The 18,020-nt window shown below is 71.2% G+C and carries 14 protein-coding genes; 5 read left to right on the top strand and 9 right to left on the bottom strand.

The window, feature by feature from the left end:
* Nucleotides 1-44: 44 nt before the first annotated feature.
* Nucleotides 45-1,220 carry an acyltransferase family protein gene (locus ACGF0D_RS08330; protein ID WP_392914378.1) on the top strand — a complete coding sequence of 392 codons (1,176 nt, stop codon included), beginning with the start codon at nucleotides 45-47 and terminating at the stop codon, nucleotides 1,218-1,220.
* A gap of 43 nt (nucleotides 1,221-1,263) precedes the next feature.
* Here ACGF0D_RS08330 and ACGF0D_RS08325 read toward each other — a convergent pair whose 3' ends face one another.
* From ACGF0D_RS08325 to ACGF0D_RS08285, 9 genes are all read right to left on the bottom strand, one after another.
* On the bottom strand, nucleotides 1,264-1,716 hold the full coding sequence (locus ACGF0D_RS08325) for a GtrA family protein (RefSeq protein WP_392914377.1): 453 nt from the start codon (nucleotides 1,714-1,716) through the stop codon (nucleotides 1,264-1,266).
* A gap of 27 nt (nucleotides 1,717-1,743) precedes the next feature.
* Nucleotides 1,744-4,164, bottom strand: a complete 2,421-nt coding sequence (locus ACGF0D_RS08320) for a hypothetical protein (RefSeq protein WP_392914376.1) — start codon at nucleotides 4,162-4,164, stop codon at nucleotides 1,744-1,746.
* A 95-nt stretch (nucleotides 4,165-4,259) separates the two neighbouring features.
* The gene (locus ACGF0D_RS08315; protein ID WP_392867389.1) at nucleotides 4,260-5,210 is read right to left on the bottom strand and encodes a glycosyltransferase family 2 protein; all 951 of its coding nucleotides are present in this window, start codon (nucleotides 5,208-5,210) and stop codon (nucleotides 4,260-4,262) included.
* A 355-nt stretch (nucleotides 5,211-5,565) separates the two neighbouring features.
* On the bottom strand, nucleotides 5,566-6,759 hold the full coding sequence (gene tuf, locus ACGF0D_RS08310; RefSeq protein ID WP_380608275.1) for an elongation factor Tu: 1,194 nt from the start codon (nucleotides 6,757-6,759) through the stop codon (nucleotides 5,566-5,568).
* Between the two features lie 199 nt (nucleotides 6,760-6,958).
* Nucleotides 6,959-9,064, bottom strand: a complete 2,106-nt coding sequence (gene fusA, locus ACGF0D_RS08305) for an elongation factor G (protein WP_392914375.1) — start codon at nucleotides 9,062-9,064, stop codon at nucleotides 6,959-6,961.
* A 39-nt stretch (nucleotides 9,065-9,103) separates the two neighbouring features.
* Complete coding sequence (rpsG, locus tag ACGF0D_RS08300) at nucleotides 9,104-9,574, bottom strand: 30S ribosomal protein S7 (RefSeq protein ID WP_030055803.1); 471 nt, start codon at nucleotides 9,572-9,574, stop codon at nucleotides 9,104-9,106.
* A 2-nt stretch (nucleotides 9,575-9,576) separates the two neighbouring features.
* Nucleotides 9,577-9,948 carry a 30S ribosomal protein S12 gene (gene rpsL / locus ACGF0D_RS08295; RefSeq protein WP_014144289.1) on the bottom strand — a complete coding sequence of 124 codons (372 nt, stop codon included), beginning with the start codon at nucleotides 9,946-9,948 and terminating at the stop codon, nucleotides 9,577-9,579.
* A gap of 376 nt (nucleotides 9,949-10,324) precedes the next feature.
* Entirely contained in the window at nucleotides 10,325-11,941 is a 1,617-nt protein-coding gene (locus ACGF0D_RS08290; protein ID WP_392867395.1) for a DUF2142 domain-containing protein, read from the bottom strand.
* A gap of 223 nt (nucleotides 11,942-12,164) precedes the next feature.
* A complete protein-coding gene (locus ACGF0D_RS08285; RefSeq protein ID WP_392867398.1) occupies nucleotides 12,165-12,716 on the bottom strand; it encodes a DUF1707 and DUF4190 domain-containing protein in 552 nt (183 codons plus the stop codon).
* A gap of 244 nt (nucleotides 12,717-12,960) precedes the next feature.
* Between ACGF0D_RS08285 and ACGF0D_RS08280 the strand changes: the two genes are divergently transcribed.
* From ACGF0D_RS08280 to ACGF0D_RS08265, 4 genes are all read left to right on the top strand, one after another.
* Nucleotides 12,961-13,782, top strand: coding sequence for an ABC transporter ATP-binding protein (locus ACGF0D_RS08280; protein WP_392867401.1), 822 nt, complete (start codon nucleotides 12,961-12,963; stop codon nucleotides 13,780-13,782).
* On the top strand, nucleotides 13,779-15,407 hold the full coding sequence (locus ACGF0D_RS08275) for a transporter (RefSeq protein ID WP_392914374.1): 1,629 nt from the start codon (nucleotides 13,779-13,781) through the stop codon (nucleotides 15,405-15,407). The genes ACGF0D_RS08280 and ACGF0D_RS08275 overlap by 4 nt, the downstream gene beginning before the upstream one ends.
* Before the next feature lie 103 nt (nucleotides 15,408-15,510).
* Nucleotides 15,511-16,782: a DUF2786 domain-containing protein gene (locus tag ACGF0D_RS08270; RefSeq protein ID WP_392914373.1), complete on the top strand. Its 1,272-nt coding sequence runs from the start codon at nucleotides 15,511-15,513 to the stop codon at nucleotides 16,780-16,782.
* Nucleotides 16,783-16,907: 125 nt separating this feature from the next.
* Nucleotides 16,908-18,020 carry an ADP-ribosylglycohydrolase family protein gene (locus tag ACGF0D_RS08265; RefSeq protein WP_392867409.1) on the top strand — a complete coding sequence of 371 codons (1,113 nt, stop codon included), beginning with the start codon at nucleotides 16,908-16,910 and terminating at the stop codon, nucleotides 18,018-18,020.

Below are 18,020 nucleotides of genomic sequence, written 5' to 3'. Positions count from 1 at the left end.
CCCGACGCCCCGCGTGGCTGAGGGGAGGCAGTCTGTCCGGCCGCGTGAACAGCTTCGGCGCGATCCGGACGACCCTCGCGGTAGCCGTCGTCTACTCCCACGCCTACCCGCTCGGGTTCGGCCGGCCCGCTCCGCTCTCCCAGTTCAGCGGCGGCCAGATCGACCTCGGCCGGCTCTCGGTGGTCGGCTTCTTCGCGCTCTCCGGGTTCATGATCACCGGAAGTGCCATGCGCAGCACGATCGGCCGCTACTCCTGGCACCGCGCCCTGCGCATCCTGCCCGGGCTCTGGGCGTCGCTCCTGGTCTGCGTCCTGCTGGTGGCACCCGCCCTGTACTACCGGACCCACCACTCGCTCGACGGCTACTGGTCGCACTCGCACGGGCCACTGAGGTACCTGAAGGGTGCCTGGAACGCCTCGCTCTCCACCGGGTTCGACATCTCGAACGTGATCGACGACGGCGTGAAGGCCGGCACCAACCACGACCCCGGCATCAACGGCTCCCTCTGGTCGCTCGACTACGAGATGCTCTGCTACGTCATGATGGGCCTGCTGGCCGCCGGCGGCGTGCTGCTGCGCGCGAAGAAGACGGTGCCGCTGCTGACCCTGGTCGGCTGGATCCTGGTCTTCGAGGACTGGCGGACGACCCCCGGCTTCGTCAACAACCCGCACCACATGGGCTTCTACATCCATGTGCCGGTCTTCGGCCAGGTCTACACCCAGTACTTCGTCTACCTGGCGTTCGTCTTCCTGCTCGGCGCCACGGTGCAGCTGTACAAGGAGCGGATCCCGATCCACGCCGGGCTGGCGCTGCTGTCGGCCGTCGTGCTCGTCGCCAGCCTGCGCTACGGCGGGCTGTTCGCGTTCGGCTACCCGGCCTTCGCGTACCTGCTCTTCTGGCTGGCGGTCCGGCTGCCCCGGCCGTTCCAACGGATCGGCGTCAAGCGGGACCTCTCGTACGGCATCTACGTGTACGGCTTCACCGTCGAACAGGCCGTCGCCGCGCTCGGGGGCAACACGCACGGCATGAAGGTCTACCTCCTGCTGTCCCTCGGCGGGACGATCCTCCTCGCGGCGCTCTCCTGGTACCTGGTCGAGAAGCCCGCGCTGAAGGCGAAGGACTGGACGCCGCGGCCGGTGCGCGCGCTGGCCGAACGCCGGGCCCGCAAGGCCGCCCCGGTGCCGGCCGAGCCGGCCGCGGAGCCGGTCGCCGCGCCCTGACGACCGTACGACGCCAGGCCCCCGGTGGCCCGGTTCGTCCCCCTCAACGGGTCCTGAAGACCCACACCTTGAGGAGGACGAACCGGGCCACCGTCGCGAGGCCGTTGGCCACGATCAGGCCGGCCACCTCGACCACCCGCGAGGCGTGCGGCGCGAGCAGGGCCAGCAGGGCGAGCGCGCCGCTGCTCAGGCCCAGGCCGATCAGGAAGGCGACGGCGCCCTGGAGCTGGTGGCGCACCGCGCCCTCCGAGCCGGTGATGCCGAAGGTGAAGCGCCGGTTGGCGGCGGTGTTGGCGACCGCGCTCACCGCCAGGGCGATCAGGTTGGCCGCCTGCTGGTCGACGACCTGGCGGGCCACCACGTACAGGCCGAGGTAGAAGAGCGTGCTGAGCACGCCGATGACCAGGAACGACGGCAACTGCCGCTTGGCGGTGCCGGCCGGTGCGGCGGCCCGGCCGTCGGGGGCCGGCGCCGGCGCGTTGTCGGTGGAGACCATGGGTTGCCCACTGCTTCGTTCGTCGGGTCAGGAGAGCTCGTACACGGCCACCCGGCCGTTGTCGAACACCTGCTTGGCGAGGTTCCTGAGCTGCGGCGACTCCTCGCCCGCCTTCCGCTGGACCACCAGGTAGCGGACCTTGTGATCGCGGTGCAGCCGCTTCAGGATGTCCGGCGTCGGCGCGTAGAACGCGGCCTCGTTGAGCTGGAACAGCTCGGTGTCCCAGAACGGCGAGCCGGAGGCCGACGCCCCGTTCGCGGTGGCCATCAGCCTCGGCGCGTAGGCCCAGCCCTCGATCAGGACCGAGCGCTCCGAGTAGCCGCTGAGCCAGTGCGAACGGTAGTTGGCGCACGGCAGGCCGTCCGCGTAGTCCTCGTACTGCCAGCAGTGGCTGTTCGTCGCCAGGATGTCCGAGGGCTCGCTGTGCGAGCGGATCCAGCGGGCGGCGTTCACCTGGCTCGCCGGCATCACCCAGCTGCCGTCCCACATCATCTCCTGGGCCTGGACGGCGTCGAGGGCCAGGCCAGGGGTGCCGAGTGTCAGTCCGGCGGTCAGCAGGACGACCCCGCCCCGGCGCCGCAGGCCGCGCGCCCCCCGGGAGAGCAGCCGCCAGAGCAGCCCCAGGAGGAGCGCCAGCACCGCGAACGCGGCCGCCACGCTCAGCGCCGGCAGCAGCGGCGTGTACGGCTCGGTGCCGGTGCCGTCGCCGGTGTGCTCGTGGAGGAAGGTCTCCCAGGTCGCCGAGTACCGGTACGAGAGCCAGGTGAGCAGCCCGGTCAGGGCCACCGCGCCGACGGCCAGGGCGGCCTTGCCGGCCCTGGGCAGCCTGGCCCGCTCGAAGGCCTCGCAGTACCCCCAGGCGGACAGCACCGCCCCGAAGGGCATCGCGGAGATGGTGAAGTAGCTGGCGTTGTAGCCGTTGACCACCAGGTAGGCCGCCGGTCCGGCCACCGCCGCGCCGAGCAGGAACCACTGCGCCGGCTCCAGCCGGAGCCGGCGGCGCCACAGCAGCGGCACCGCGCCCAGGAGCTTGATCTGGTGGTTCAGGAGGAAGGCGATCAGGACGGCCACGACCAGGCCGCTCTGGGCCAGCACCGGCCGGCCCTCCAGGGGTTCGGCCCAGTACTTCTGGATGTTGCCGAAGGGGATGACCTCCAGGCCGTAGCTCTCGAAGTCGAAGATCACCGCCGTCGCGAAGAGCTGCGCTCCCGCGATGGCCCCGCCCAGCCCGACGACCGTCCAGGGGATGCACCTGCTCCTGATCACGACCGCCAGACCGGCGACGGCCAGACCCGCGAGGGCCACCGGGAGGGTGCTCGCCTTGGCCGCGCTGGAGGCGGTCGCGAACATCGCCGTCAGGACGAAGACGCCCCGCCCGAACTGCGGTGCCCGGAACGGCCCGTCCTCGCCGCCCGGACCGCCGACCCGGCGGAGCCCGTCGGCGACCACGCCGACCAGCGCGATCAGCAGCGGCTGGCTGTACGTCAGCGACATGCTCGACCAGGACATCAGCCGGACGGCCGGCGCACCGAAGGTCCAGCTCATCACGGTGTTCGGGTAGACCGCGGTGAACTCCCCGACCGCGAAGAGCAGCAGCGCGGCCAGCGGTCCCGCCCACGCCCGGCCGGTGACCCGCTGGGCCACCACGGTCATGATCAGCACACCGAGCGCGGCGAACGCGGGGACGAGCAGCCTGGTCTCGACCACCGGCAGGTCGATGTGGCCGACCATGTCGGTCATCGCCATGTGCGCGAACGTGAACCAGTGGTAGTGGAGCGGCTCCCCCGCCACCTGCGGCACGGTCAGCGGCACGTGCTGCTTGGCATCGGCCGCCAGCGACAGCATGTACGGCATGTCGCCGAACAGCCGGGACCGCTCGTCCGTCGCCAGGACCGGGAACTTCGACAGGAAGACCTGGTAGTAGTACAGGCTGGTCAGGCCCACCACCGCGGCCGTCGACCAGGAACAGCCCGGGGACAGCCGCCGGTAGCCACTGGGGCGCCAGTGCCGGCGCAGGCCGGGGACGAGCGCGAACGGGACGACCACCGCGAGCGGCCAGCCGACGGCCACCGACTGCAGGCCGGCGCGGACGAGGACCGCCCACGCCGCCAGTTCCAGCACCAGCCCGGTCACCGCGCCGAAGACGAGGTCCTCCAGCAGGGTGTGCGGACGCCTGCGCAGGGCCCGGAAGACCAGGGTGCCCGGGAGCACCACGCCCCAGCCCGCGTAGAAGGTGTACCGGGCGATGTCGCCGACCCTGGTGTCCGCGGCCAGCAGCAGCCCCACCAGGAGCAGGTAGGCCGAGACGGCGGGCAGGAAGCGCCAGAGGGCGTGCGCCCGGGAGCCCCCGTCCGTCGCGCCGCCGGACAGCCCGCCGGACGGCGCCGGGACCCCCGGACGTCCTCCGGTGGCCGGGGCGGCTCCGGTCGCGGTGCTGTTCGTATGCATGGTGTCCGTTCTCTCGTCCGAGCTCACAGCTCGCAGCACGGCAGCCTGGCGGAGGCCGGCCGCGGTCCGTCGACCGGCGGCGGAACGACTCCGGGTCAGCCCGTGTAGGAGGCGCTGCGACGAGCCGTCGCGGGGTCGGGCCCGTCCGCCGAGTCGTAGCCGACGAAGTACGCCGGCCTGGCCTGGGCCGCCGAGTAGATGCGCCCGACATACTCACCCAGCAGACCCATGCAGACGAGCTGGACGGCGCCGAGGAACAGCATGCCCATGAACAGCGAGGACCAGCCGGGGACGGTCTTGTCGAGCGCGTACGCGACCACGGTGTAGACACCGAGGGCGAAGCAGACCAGGAAGCTCAGCAGGCCGAGCCAGGTGGCGAGCCGCAGCGGGCTCGCCGAGAAGTTGGTGACGCTGTCGACGGCCAGGCGGACCATCTTGGACAGCGGGTAGTGGGTCGAACCGGCGACCCGTTCCTCGCGCACGTAGACGACCTCGCCGCTCGGGAAGCCGAGCCACGGCACCAGCAGCCGGTAGACCGGCTGGTGCTCGGGCATCGCCTTGAGCGCGTCCACCGCGGCACGGCTGAGCAGGCGGAAGTCGCCCGCCTGGTTCGGCATCTTCTTGCCGACGAGCTTGCGCATCAGCCAGTAGTAGCCGCCGGCGGTGCGGCGCTTGAAGACCGTGTCGGTGCCGCGGTCGCCGCGCACGCCGTAGACCACGTCGAGGCCCTGCTCGCGCGCGAGCGAGAGCATCTCGGGGATCTTCTCCGGCGGGTCCTGGAGGTCGGCGTCGATGGAGACGACGTAGTCGCCGAAGGCGCGGTGGATGCCGGCCGTGAGCGCGGCCTGGTGCCCGGAGTTGCGGGCGAAGCGGACGATGCGGAACTCCGGCCAGTCCTGGCGGATCTTCTGCATCAGCACCGGGGTGGCGTCCGTGCTGCCGTCGTCGATGCCGACCACTTCGTACGTGATCCCCAACCCGTCGAGGATCGGGCGCAGGCGGTGCACGGTCAGCGGCAGCGCCTCCTGCTCGTTGTAGATCGGCATGACGACCGACAAGAGCGGCGCCGGCTCGCCGGCCGACCCGACTCCCTGATCTCCTGCGTTGAGCATCCTTCTTCGCCTGTCCCCATGTGATCCGAAAGCGGTTGGGAGGCTTGGACCGCCGAGTCGACCCCACCGGCCGGAACCTTCTCCCTCCGCACCCGGAGCATCGCGGACGGCGGCGAGGGAGAGCCAATGAGCGGCAGGATAGCAGTCTGCTCTGAGCACACTCTCAACGGACCTGTTACCTGATCGCCGTCGATTCGATATCCCGACACGCCGAAGGGCCCCGCTCACTCGGAGTGCGCGGGGCCCTTCGGACCGAGCCTGTACGAGGCAGGCAGGTCAGAGCATCAGACTACTTGATGATCTTGGTGACCTGGCCGGCGCCGACGGTGCGGCCACCCTCACGGATGGCGAACTTCAGGCCCTCCTCCATGGCGATGGGCTGGATCAGCGCAACGGTCATGGCGGTGTTGTCGCCCGGCATGACCATCTCGGTGCCCTCGGGGAGGGTCACGACGCCGGTCACGTCCGTGGTACGGAAGTAGAACTGCGGGCGGTAGTTGTTGAAGAACGGGGTGTGGCGGCCACCCTCGTCCTTCGACAGGATGTAGGCCTGGGCCTCGAAGTCGGTGTGCGGGGTAACCGAACCCGGCTTGATGATGACCTGGCCGCGCTCGACGTCCTCGCGCTTGATGCCACGGAGCAGCAGACCGACGTTCTCACCGGCCTGGCCCTCGTCGAGCAGCTTGCGGAACATCTCGATGCCGGTGACCGTGGTGGTGGTCTTGGTCTCCTTGATGCCGATGATGTCGACAGTCTCGTTGACCTTGAGGATACCGCGCTCGATACGACCGGTGACGACGGTGCCACGACCGGTGATCGTGAAGACGTCCTCGATCGGCATCAGGAACGGCTGGTCCACGGCGCGGGCCGGGGTCGGGATGGCCTCGTCGACGGCGTGCATCAGGCCGAGGAGCTTCTCGCCCCACTCCTTGTCGCCCTCCAGCGCCTTCAGCGCGGAGACGCGGACGACCGGCAGGTCGTCGCCCGGGAACTCGTACTCGGAGAGCAGCTCGCGGACCTCGAGCTCGACGAGCTCCAGGATCTCCTCGTCGTCCACCATGTCGGCCTTGTTCAGGGCGACGACGATGTACGGAACGCCGACCTGGCGGGCCAGGAGGACGTGCTCCTTGGTCTGCGGCATCGGGCCGTCGGTGGCGGCGACCACGAGGATGGCGCCGTCCATCTGGGCGGCACCGGTGATCATGTTCTTGATGTAGTCGGCGTGACCCGGGCAGTCGACGTGGGCGTAGTGGCGCGCCTCGGTCTGGTACTCGACGTGCGCGATCGAGATGGTGATACCGCGCTGACGCTCCTCCGGGGCCTTGTCGATCTGGTCGAACGGCGTGAAGGGGTTGATCTCCGGGTACGCGTCGTGCAGCACCTTGGTGATGGCCGCGGTCAGCGTGGTCTTGCCGTGGTCGATGTGACCGATGGTGCCGATGTTGACGTGGGGCTTCGTCCGCTCGAACTTCGCCTTCGCCACTGAGTCCTCCTGAGGACAGTTCCTGTACGCCGTGCTGACGCCAGTTGGTCTGAAATCGGTTTTGGTGCGGGTTGTCCGGAGGACATCCCGTGCCGTCCCGCTGCTGGGGGGGCCGGAGGCCCCGGGAGGATCCGACCGGATCCTCCCGGGTTGCCTCCTAATAGCCTAAGGCTTCGTAATCGTCCCGATTATCGGGACGTCACTCGCCCTTGGCCTTGGCGATGATGTCGTCCGCCACGTTCTTCGGAACCTCGGCGTACGAGTCGAACTGCATCGAGTAGCTCGCGCGACCAGAGGTCTTGCTGCGCAGGTCACCGACGTAGCCGAACATCTCGGAGAGGGGCACCAGCGCCGAGACGACGCGGGCACCGTGACGCTCGTCCATGGACCGGATCTGGCCACGACGAGAGTTGATGTCGCCGATCACGTCGCCCATGTAGTCCTCGGGCGTGGTGACCTCGACGGCCATCATCGGCTCGAGAAGGACCGGCTTGGCCTTCTTCGCGCCTTCCTTGAAGGCCATCGAACCGGCGATCTTGAACGCGAGCTCGGAGGAGTCGACGTCGTGGGCCTGGCCGTCGAGCAGGCTCACGCGGACACCCTGCAGCGGGTAGCCGGCGAGGATGCCGAACTCCATGGCCTCCTGGCAACCGGCGTCGACCGACGGGATGTACTCCCGCGGAACGCGGCCACCGGTGACCTTGTTGACGAACTCGTAGCCCTCGGCCTGCTCGAGCGGCTCGATCGCGATCTGCACCTTGGCGAACTGACCGGAACCACCGGTCTGCTTCTTGTGGGTGTAGTCGATGCGCTCGACCGCCTGGCGGATGGTCTCGCGGTACGCGACCTGCGGCTTGCCGACGTTGGCCTCGACCTTGAACTCACGGCGCATACGGTCGACCAGCACCTCGAGGTGCAGCTCGCCCATACCCGCGATGATGGTCTGGCCGGTCTCCTCGTCCGTGTTGACCTGGAAGGACGGGTCCTCCTCGGCGAGACGCTGGATGGCGACACCCAGCTTCTCCTGGTCACCCTTGGACTTGGGCTCGATCGCGACGCGGATGACCGGGGCCGGGAAGTCCATGGACTCCAGGATGACCGGGTTCTTCTCGTCGGACAGCGTCTCACCGGTGGTGGTCTGCTTCAGGCCCATGACGGCGATGATGTCGCCGGCGCCCACCGAGTCGATCTCCTCACGCTTGTTCGCGTGCATGCGGTAGATCTTGCCGATGCGCTCCTTCTTGCCCTTGACGGCGTTCAGCACCGAGGTGCCGGACTCCAGGCGGCCCGAGTAGACCCGGACGAAGGTGAGCTTGCCGAGGTGCGGGTCCGACATGATCTTGAACGCGAGCGCGGCGAGCGGCTCGTCGTCCGAGGCCTTGCGGGAGATCTTGACGGTGTCGTCGCCCGGCTTGGTGCCCTCGATGGACTCGATGTCCAGCGGGGACGGCAGGTACTTGACGACCGCGTCGAGCAGGGGCTGAACGCCCTTGTTCTTGAAGGCGGTACCGCAGAAGATCGGGGTGAAGTCCGAGTTCAGGGTGCCCTTGCGGATCGCGTCCTGCAGCAGCTCGACCGGGATCTCCTCGCCCTCGAGGGCGAGCTCCATGATCTCGTCGCTGACGTTCGAGACCGTGTCGATGAGCGCCTCGCGGTACTCCTCGGCCTGCTCCTGCAGGTCGGCCGGGATGTCGACGACGTCGTACATCTCGCCCTTGGCGGCCTCGGCGGACCAGACCAGCGCCTTCATGCGGACCAGGTCGACAACGCCCTGGAAGTCCGACTCGGCACCGATCGGGAGCTGCATGACCAGCGGGGTGGCGCCGAGGCGGTCCACGATGGTCTGCACGCAGAAGAAGAAGTTCGCGCCCGTGCGGTCCAGCTTGTTGATGAAGCAGATGCGCGGAACGCCGTAGCGGTCAGCCTGCCGCCACACGGTCTCGGACTGGGGCTCGACACCGGCGACACCGTCGAACACCGTCACGGCACCATCGAGGACGCGCAGCGAACGCTCCACCTCGACGGTGAAGTCGACGTGACCCGGGGTGTCGATGATGTTGATGGTGTTGTCGACGTCGTCGACCGTCCAGTGACAGGTCGTCGCGGCCGACGTGATCGTGATGCCGCGCTCCTGCTCCTGCTCCATCCAGTCCATGGTGGCAGCGCCATCGTGGACCTCACCGATCTTGTACGAGACACCGGTGTAGAACAGGATCCGCTCGGTGGTGGTGGTCTTGCCCGCGTCGATGTGCGCCATGATCCCGATGTTGCGGACCCTGGCGAGGTCAAGGGAGGTTGCAGCCATGGTGGCTCGTTCTCTCTCTGTCTAGTGACGGGGTACGGACTACCAGCGGTAGTGCGCGAAGGCCTTGTTGGACTCGGCCATCTTGTGGGTGTCCTCGCGACGCTTCACGGAAGCGCCCAGGCCGTTGCTGGCGTCGAGGATCTCGTTCATCAGGCGCTCGGTCATGGTCTTCTCGCGACGGGCGCGGGAGTAACCGACCATCCAGCGCAGCGCCAGGGTGCTGGCGCGGCCCGGACGGACCTCGACCGGAACCTGGTAGGTCGCGCCACCGACACGGCGGGACTTGACCTCGAGGGCCGGCTTGACGTTCTCCAGCGCGCGCTTCAGCGTCACGACCGGGTCCGAGCCGGTCTTCTCACGGACGCCCTCGAGGGCGCCGTAGACGATCCGCTCGGCGGTGGAGCGCTTGCCGTGCAGCAGGATCTTGTTGACCAGCTGGGTGACGACCGGGGAGCCGTAAACCGGGTCGATGATGACCGGGCGCTTCGGGGCGGGGCCCTTACGAGGCATTCTTACTTCTCCTTCTTGGCGCCGTAGCGGCTGCGAGCCTGCTTGCGGTTCTTGACACCCTGGGTGTCGAGCGAACCGCGGATGATCTTGTAGCGGACACCAGGAAGGTCCTTCACACGACCACCGCGCACCAGCACGATGGAGTGCTCCTGCAGGTTGTGGCCCTCGCCCGGGATGTAAGCGGTGACCTCGATCCCGCTGGTGAGGCGCACACGGGCGACCTTGCGGAGAGCCGAGTTCGGCTTCTTCGGGGTGGTCGTGTACACACGCGTGCAGACCCCACGGCGCTGCGGGGAGCCCTTCAGCGCGGGAGTCTTGTTCTTCTCGACCTTGTCCTGCCGGCCCTTTCGGACCAGCTGCTGGATCGTAGGCACCGTTTCTCCGTTTTCTGTGTGCCAAGGCTTGGTGAAACTAACCTGCGGTGTCTCCCTCGCACCCGCCCCCGTGGTCGACCCACGCGGTCGGGTGTGTTGGGCTTGTTACGACACGGAATCCCATGGCTGATGTACAGCGACGGCGCTCTACGCGCGGCGCGCTGGGAGGCGCTCCGGCTCGGCGCGGCGACCGGTGTGCATGCACGCACAAGGACCCGGGGACACCCCAGGCACAAGGTCAGAGCGTACCTAGCGCATCGGGCGCGGTCAAAACAAATGCAACGCCGCAGGTCGCGGGGCCTGGCCTCGAAACGGGACGGGAACCGGCGCCGGTGCCGCCCATATCACGGCCGAGAGCCCCCCGCAGGGCGAAACCCTACGCCTCCGCGCGGGCGGCGGCGAGCGGGGTGCTCCCGTCGTCGGCACCGTCCCCGGACGTCCCGGCCGACGCCGACTCGTCCTGTGGCCGGTCCGTCCCCTTCCGGTCCGACAGGGCGACGAGCAGCCCCAGCGCCAGCACGCCCACCCCGTACACCAGCACCCAGGGCTGCCAGCCCACGAACGGCGGCGACCAGTGGGCCGGGCTGATGAAGAACGAACCGCCGGTACCGACCGTGTTGCGGCGCAGCGCCCAGATGAACCCCGCGAAGTCGGCCAGGGCCAGCGCGAGGGAGCAGAGCACCATCAGCCGGCGCCAGGCGAAACCGCCCCGCGGCAGCCGCTCGTGGCAGATCGCGGCGCACACGATCGGCAGCCCGACGGCGAACGGCAGCAGGTAGCGGCCCTGCCAGATCATGCCGACCTCACGCGCCTGCATGGCCTGGGCCACCAGCGGTATGACCACGATCCCGGCCAGGATCCCCAGGACGGCCAGGGTGTCCCTGAGCCGCGCGTAGCAGAGCGCCAGCAGCACCAGGGCGATCGCCACGGCGCACCACAGCAGCAGCGTCGCGGCCGGGGGTTCGGCGTCCAGCCAGCCGAAGTAGCCGATCATCTGCTTCATGTACAGCAGGCCGTTGTCGAAGGTCTGACGGGCCGCGGACAGCGGGGTGAGGTTGCCCGGGGCGTTGATGGTCGAGTGGTCCGGATGGGTCGAGGACCAGACGAGGGCCACGACGGCCGAGACCGCGGCCACGGCGCCCCAGGCCCAGGTCGCCCGATGGCGCAGGATCTGACCCAGGACGCCCCTGCGCCCGAGCAGCAGGGCGAAGAAGACCGCCCCGCTGAGCCAGATCAGGCCCAACGGCCGGATGCTCATCAGCACCACCGCGCCGATGCCGAGCCGGGCGACGCGGCGGCTCAGGAGCTGTGGGTCCGGGTTCATCAGCAGCGCCACGGCGGAGCTCCAGACCAGGATGCCCGCGGCGATCTCCGGGCCGCTCGGGTTGACCACGCCGAACATGAACAGCGACATCGGGGTGGCGGCCGCCACCACGCCGAGGATGCTGAGGGAGCGCCGGCGCCACTCCGCCGCCGAGACCACGGCGCTCGCCACCAGGGCGGAGCAGATCGCGGCCGAGATCAGGCGCATCAGGTAGAAGGCCGTCTTGCCCGGGAGCAGCAGGCTGGGCCAGCCGACGGCGAAGTAGTACGCCGGGTGGTAGCGGCCCGCCGAGGTGGTCACCTCGGCCGTCCCGGAGCGCTGCTTGAGCGGGGGCGCGCAGTCGGCCGACTGCCAGGACTTGAAGGCGTAGCACCAGTGGGTCTCCGCCAGGTCCTCGTAGATCCGCGGGAGCTCCACCCCGCTCTCGGCCCAGTAGCCCTGGATCCCGCCGACCGTGTGCGGGGTCATGACCTCCACGCCGTTGACCTGGCCCCGGGCGACCGCGCCCGCCCGGATGATGTGCGCGGGTTCGTCGGGCGCGCCGCCGATCGGAGTCGTCAGCGACCAGGAGGCGCTCAGCGCGAAGAGGATCGCGAACGCGACCGCCCACAGCCGCCGGGGTGAGGACGCGAGCCGCTCGGCGATGCTCTTGACGGCAGTGATCATCATCTGGAAATGGGCCTTCGGGGTCGGTCCGAACTCGGCGTGCGACGCCCACGGCCGGGCGCGGTGGGTGCTCGCATCGACGAGATGTAACAGGCAACGGTCAGCCATGGACGAGAAGACCGTACCGAACCGAGCCCTGAGGGACTAATGGCACCCTCCCGGTGGAGGCCCGCCGAGTCGGTCCGGCCCGGTGCGGTCCACCGACGACGGAGGCGGTACCAGCGGGTCAGACGGTACCCAGCAGGATCAACAAGGTCCAGAAAGCGGTGCCCATGTAACCGATGACCAGGCCGAGGACGGCCGCCCAGTCGCCGTCCATGTTGCGTTGGCGGATCTGCGACCGGGCGATGTGGCCGGTCACCACGGCGGGCAGCGAGAAGCAGACCAGGCCGAGCACCAACGACGTGACCGCGAGCACATTGGTGGGGCGGGGCGGCGGCGGGGGCGGGGGCGGCGGGAGGAAGGTCGCCGGGACCGGCTGCGGCGCGGTCATCGGTGGCGCCGTCATCGGACCGGAGGGCAGGTCGGCCACCAGGGCGGCCAGCTGGCCGTAGGTCTGCGCTCCGGCCGCCGCCTCGTGGCGCTGCTCGTACTCCTGGATGGTGAGCCGTCCCTCGGCGAACGCGGCCTTGAGGACGTCCAGCGTGCGGTCCCGGTCGGCGTGGCCCGCCCGCATCACGGCCTGCGGGGACACCGGGGGCGCCGGCTGCCAGCCCGCCGCCGGCTGCTTGGCCGGCGGATGGCCGGAACCGGGCTCGCCCCATGGTTGTACGGACATCCGCCACCTCCCGGTAGCGCGGCACCCCCGCGCACGTCACTGCTCACTCATAGTGCAGGACGAACGACAGGACCGGGTAGTTGCCGAATCGGACCAGTGGTCGGGAAGAGGATGTCGGGCGGCGCGCCTGGGCCGTTCGGCGGACGGTCTCAAGGGATGCTCAACTCGGGCGACAGCCCGTTCGAGCAGTGCCAGGCTGGTCTCCAGCCACGACGATGTCCCACCACGAGCAGAGAAGGCCGCCATGCAGGCGTCAGCGCCGCCGTCCTCCGACCTCCCCGGGCCGGGAACCCCGTCCGCCGTCAGCATCCAGGGGCTCTGGAAGCACTTCGGCACCCAGGCAGCCGTGGCCGGGCTGAGCCTGGAGCTTCCGGCCGGGGCGTTCGTCGGCCTGGTCGGGCCGAACGGCGCCGGCAAGACCACCACGCTGTCGATGGTCACCGGGCTGCTCCGGCCCGACCAGGGCACCGTCTTGGTCCACGGCACCGACGTGTGGGCGGACCCGGTCACGGTCAAGGCCCGAATAGGCATCCTGCCCGAGGGCCTGCGGATGTTCGAGCGGCTCAGCGGGCGCGAGCTGCTCCAGTACACCGGGCGGCTGCGCGGCCTGCCCGGCGCCGAGGTGGACCGGCGGGCCGAGGAGCTGCTGGCCGTCCTGGACCTCGGCCGGGACGCCGACAAGCTGGTCGCCGACTACTCCACCGGCATGCGCAAGAAGATCGGCCTCGCCGCCGCCCTGCTGCACAACCCGGACGTGCTGTTCCTGGACGAACCCTTCGAGGGCGTCGACCCGGTCTCCGCCCAGACCATCCGCGGCGTGCTCAAGCGGTACGCGGCGGCCGGTTCCACGGTGGTGTTCTCCAGCCACGTGATGGAACTGGTCGAACAGCTCTGCGACTGGGTCGCGGTGGTCAACGCCGGCCGGGTGATCGCCCAGGGCCCGCTGGACTCCGTCCGGGGCGGGCGCAGCCTGCACGAGGCCTTCCTGGAGCTGATCGGCGTGCGCGAGGACGACGGGCAGGTGCTCGGCTGGCTCGGCGGCGGCCAGGCCGGAGGCGACCGGTGACCGGACGGGACGGGGTCACGGCTCCGGTGCCGGACGGGCGGACGGTGGTCCGTGCCCTGGTGGCGCTCAAACTGCGGCTGCTGCGCAACGGGCTGCGGCGCAGCCCCGGCCGGACCACCGTCTACGTGATCGGCGGCGTCGTGGGCCTGGCCTTCGCGGCCGGCGTCGCCGTCGCGATGGCCGCGCTGAACGGGCGGTACGCCGGCTCCGGGGACGCCGGGGTGATGCTGCTCGGCGTGCTGACCCTCGGCTGGGCCGCGCTGCCGCTGTTCCTCTTCTCCAGCGACGAGAGCGCCGACCCGACCCGGCTGACCATGCTGCCGCTGCGGCCCGGCCCGCTGCTGCGCGGCTCGCTGCTGGCCGCCCTGATCGGGCCCGGGCCGCTGATCACCCTGGTGCTGGTGACCGGCGCGGTGCTGGCCGGCGCGGCGGGAGGCGCCTCGACCGCGGTCGCGGTGGCGGGCGTGCCGCTCGCGGTGCTCTGCCTGGTCACGCTCTCCCGGGCGGTCGCGGCGGGCAACGCCCGGATGCTCTCCAGCCGCCGCGGCAAGGACTTCGCGATCTTCGGCGGGCTGGCCTTCGCCCTGCTGGTGCAGGTCGCCAACGTCGGCTCGCAGAGCATCCTCGGCCGCCGGGGCGGGCCGATCGACCTCACCCCGCTGAAGCCGATCGCCTCGGTGCTGCGCTGGATCCCGCCGATCAGCGCGGCGGACGCGCCGCGCACCGCGGGCGAGGGCCGGTACGGGCTCGCGCTGCTCCAGCTCGCCGCGACCGCCGCGCTGCTGGCGCTGCTGCTGCGCTGGTGGCGGCGGAGCCTCCAGGAGCTGATGGTGACGGCCGACTCCTCCACCCTGGAGGTGGCCCGCGGGGTGCGGAACGCGCGCGGGTGGGGCTTCCTGCCCCAGGGGCGGACCGGCGCGGTGATGCAGCGCCACCTGCGGTACGCCTGGCGCGAGCCGCGGGCCAAGGCGGCGCTGTTCACCAGCATCGGGATGACGCTGGTGATCTGCGTGCTGTCGATGGTCCAGGGCTGGGCGAGCGTGTACCTGCTGGCGATGACCGGGGTGTTCCTCGGGCTGCAGATGCTCAACCTGTTCGGCATGGACGGCTCGGCGTTCTGGATGGTCGCCGCCACCCTGCGCACCCCGGCCGACGCCCGGTCCGAGCTGCGCGGCCGGGCGTACGCGGTGCTGTCGTACGCCGTCCCGGTGACGGTGGTGCTCGGGCTGGTGCTGGCGGCCGTCACCGGCCGGTGGGGCGAGCTGCCGTCGGCGCTCGGCCTGGCGCTGGCGCTGCTCGGCTGCGGGATCGCGCTGGGCTCGATGTTCAGCGTGCTGGCGCCGTACACCATGCCGGCCGACAGCAACCCGATGCGCAACGCCGCCCCGGGGCAGGGCGGGCTGATCCTGCTCAACCAGTTCGGCTCGATGTTCGGCGTCACGGTGCTGGCGCTGCCGGTCGGCGGCTACCTCGCCTGGGCGCTGGCCTCGGACGGGCCGAGCTGGCCGGTGCTGCTGATCGGCCCGCTGTACGGCGCCCTGGTCGCGGCGCTGGGCGTGCGGATGGCGGCGAGCCGGCTGCTGAAGCGCACGCCGGAGATCCTGGCCAAGGCCATCGAGCGCTGAGCCGGGCCGCCGCACCGGCCCGGCCCGCTCCCCGGCGGGTTCCCGCCGCGGCTCCGGCATCATGGGCAGGAGGCCGGACCGTCGAGGAGAGCAGGGACAGACCGTGGGCGAGCGCGCGCAGCAGGCCGGGACCGCCGGACCGCTGCTGGAGCAGGCGGTGCGGTCGGTGCTGACGGCCCCCGAGGACGCACTGGACCTCGCCCTGGACACCGGGGCGTCGCTGCTGGCCGCCTCGGCCGGACAGTGGCCCGAGGTCGGCCGGGCGCTGCTCGGCCACGCGGACACCGCCGTCGGCCGCTGCTGGTCCGCCGGGTGGCGGCCGGCCGACCTGGTCCGGGTGGTGCGGCGCGAGCTGAAGCCCGTCCACCTGGCCCTCGCGGTGGACCTGATCGCCGCCGAGGGCCGCCGCCACCCGGCGGCCGCCCTGGACCGGCGCTGGCTGGAGCAGCTGCGCGAGCTGGAGGCCGAGGTGTGGTGGTCCGGCGACGAGGAGTACCTCGGTGCCTTCACCGACCGGCACCGGCTGGACCGCTTCGCGCTCGCCACCGCCGTCCTGGAGCTGCTGCGCACCTGGGGCCGGCTGCCGCCGATCGCCCCGGTGGGGCCCGCCCCCGGGCAGGCCGTGCGGCCGCAGCGCTCGGCGCCTGCGGCCGGCGAGCCGCGGATGCTGGCGCGGATCCGGGCGCTGCTGGCCAAGGCCGAGTCCACCGAGTACCCGGAGGAGGCCGAGGCGCTGACCGCCAAGGCCCAGCAGCTGATGGCCCAGCACAGCATCGACGAGGCACTGCTGGCCGTGGACGGCACCGACCGCGACACCCCGGCGGCGCTGCGGATCGGGGTGGACAACCCGTACGAGGGCCCCAAGACGATGCTGCTGGACGCGGTCGCGGCGGCCAACCGGTGCCGGGTGGTGTGGGCGAAGGAGTTCGGCTTCTGCACCGTGGTCGGCTTCGACGGCGACCTGGACGGCGTCGAGCTGCTCTACACCTCGCTGCTGGTGCAGGCCACCCACGCGATGAACAAGGCGGGCTCCCGCAGGGACTCACGCAGCAAGGCGTTCCGGCAGTCCTTCCTGGTCGCGTACGCGGCGCGGATCCGGGAGCGGCTGACCGCCGCGACCGAGCGCGCCACCAGCGCCGCCGCGGCCGGGCGGCACCTGCGCGAGGACGGCACCGAGGAGCAGCTGCTGCCCGACGAGCGGCTGCTGCCCGCGCTCGCCGCCCGCTCCGAGGCGGTGGACGAGGAGGTCGGCCGGCTGTTCCCGAAGCTGGTCTCGCAGCGGGTGCGGGTCAGCGACGGGGTGGGCTGGGCGGCCGGACGCGCCGCCGCCGACCGGGCCACGCTGCACGGGCGCGCCGGGGCGATCCGCCGCTGAGGGCGCCGGGCGGGCCCTGCCGGCCCCACCGGTCCCGTCCCGACCCGCGCAAGATCCACAAGAGCCGCCCCGCTTCCCGGGGACCTGATAGAACGTAGTCCGCCAGGAACGAAGGGGGACTCGACGTGACGGAACCGGCGGCGGAATCGGGGTACCGGGACCGGGTGCGCGGAGCACTGCTCGGCGGAGCGATCGGCGACGCGCTGGGCTGGCCGGTGGAGTTCCAGCAGCTCCACCAGATCCAGGACCGGTACGGGCCGCAGGGCGTGACCGCGCTGCCGGCCGGGCCCGGACCGGTCGAGGTGACCGACGACACCCAGATGACGCTGTTCACCGCCGAGGGCCTGATCCGCGGCTTCGTCCGCGGCTGGACGGGCGGCGGCGGCTCGGTGCCGGAGGCCGTGCACGGCGCCTACCGCCGCTGGCTGCGGACCCAGTACCAGGGCGCTCCGGACACCGAGCCGCAGCCCCACCCGTACGACGGCTGGCTGCTGAGCCGGCCCTTCCTGTACGCGCGGCGGGCGCCGGGCAACGCCTGCCTGAGCGGGGTGTCCGAGCACCCGGTGTTCGAGGCGCCGTCGGCGATCGGGCTGACCGGGCCGATCAACCCGGGCTCCAAGGGCTGCGGCACCGTGATGCGCTCGGCGCCGTTCGGGCTGGCCCGGCTGGGCGTCGAGCAGTCCTTCGGACTGGCGGTGCAGTGCGCCCAGCTCACCCACGGCCACCCGACCGGCTACCTCGCGGCGGGCGCCTTCGCGGCGCTCGTCGAGCGGCTCGCGAACGGCACCGAGCCGTGGGCGGCGGTCGGCGAGACGGTGGAGCAGATCCGCGAGTTGCCGAGCTCCAAGGAGACCGTCCAGGCGCTGGCGCGGGCGGTGCGGCTCGCCCAGGAGGCCGAGCCGGCCGCGGAGACGGTGGAGCGGGTCGGGCTCGGCTGGATCGCCGAGGAGTGCCTGGCCATCGCGGTGTACTCGCTGCTGGCGGCCACCCTGGACCCCGACCCGGTGCGCACCGCGCTGCTGCTGTCGGTGAACCACTCCGGGGACAGCGACTCGACCGGCGCGGTCTGCGGCAACCTGGTCGGGGCCGCGTACGGCGCGGCGGCGCTGCCCGCCGAGTGGGCCGGGGCGGTCGAGGGCCGGTCGGAGCTGCGGCAGGTCGCGGACGACCTGCTGGTGCTGTTCGGCAGCCGCGACCCGCTGCACCCCGGGCTCGGCGGGCGCTACCCGGCCTGGTAG

It is taken from the genome of Kitasatospora sp. NPDC048298, assembly GCF_043201465.1.
GTDB lineage: Bacteria > Actinomycetota > Actinomycetes > Streptomycetales > Streptomycetaceae > Kitasatospora.
The sequence above is the reverse complement of the archived record's forward strand: the minus strand, read 5'-3'. Positions and strand labels throughout refer to the sequence as shown.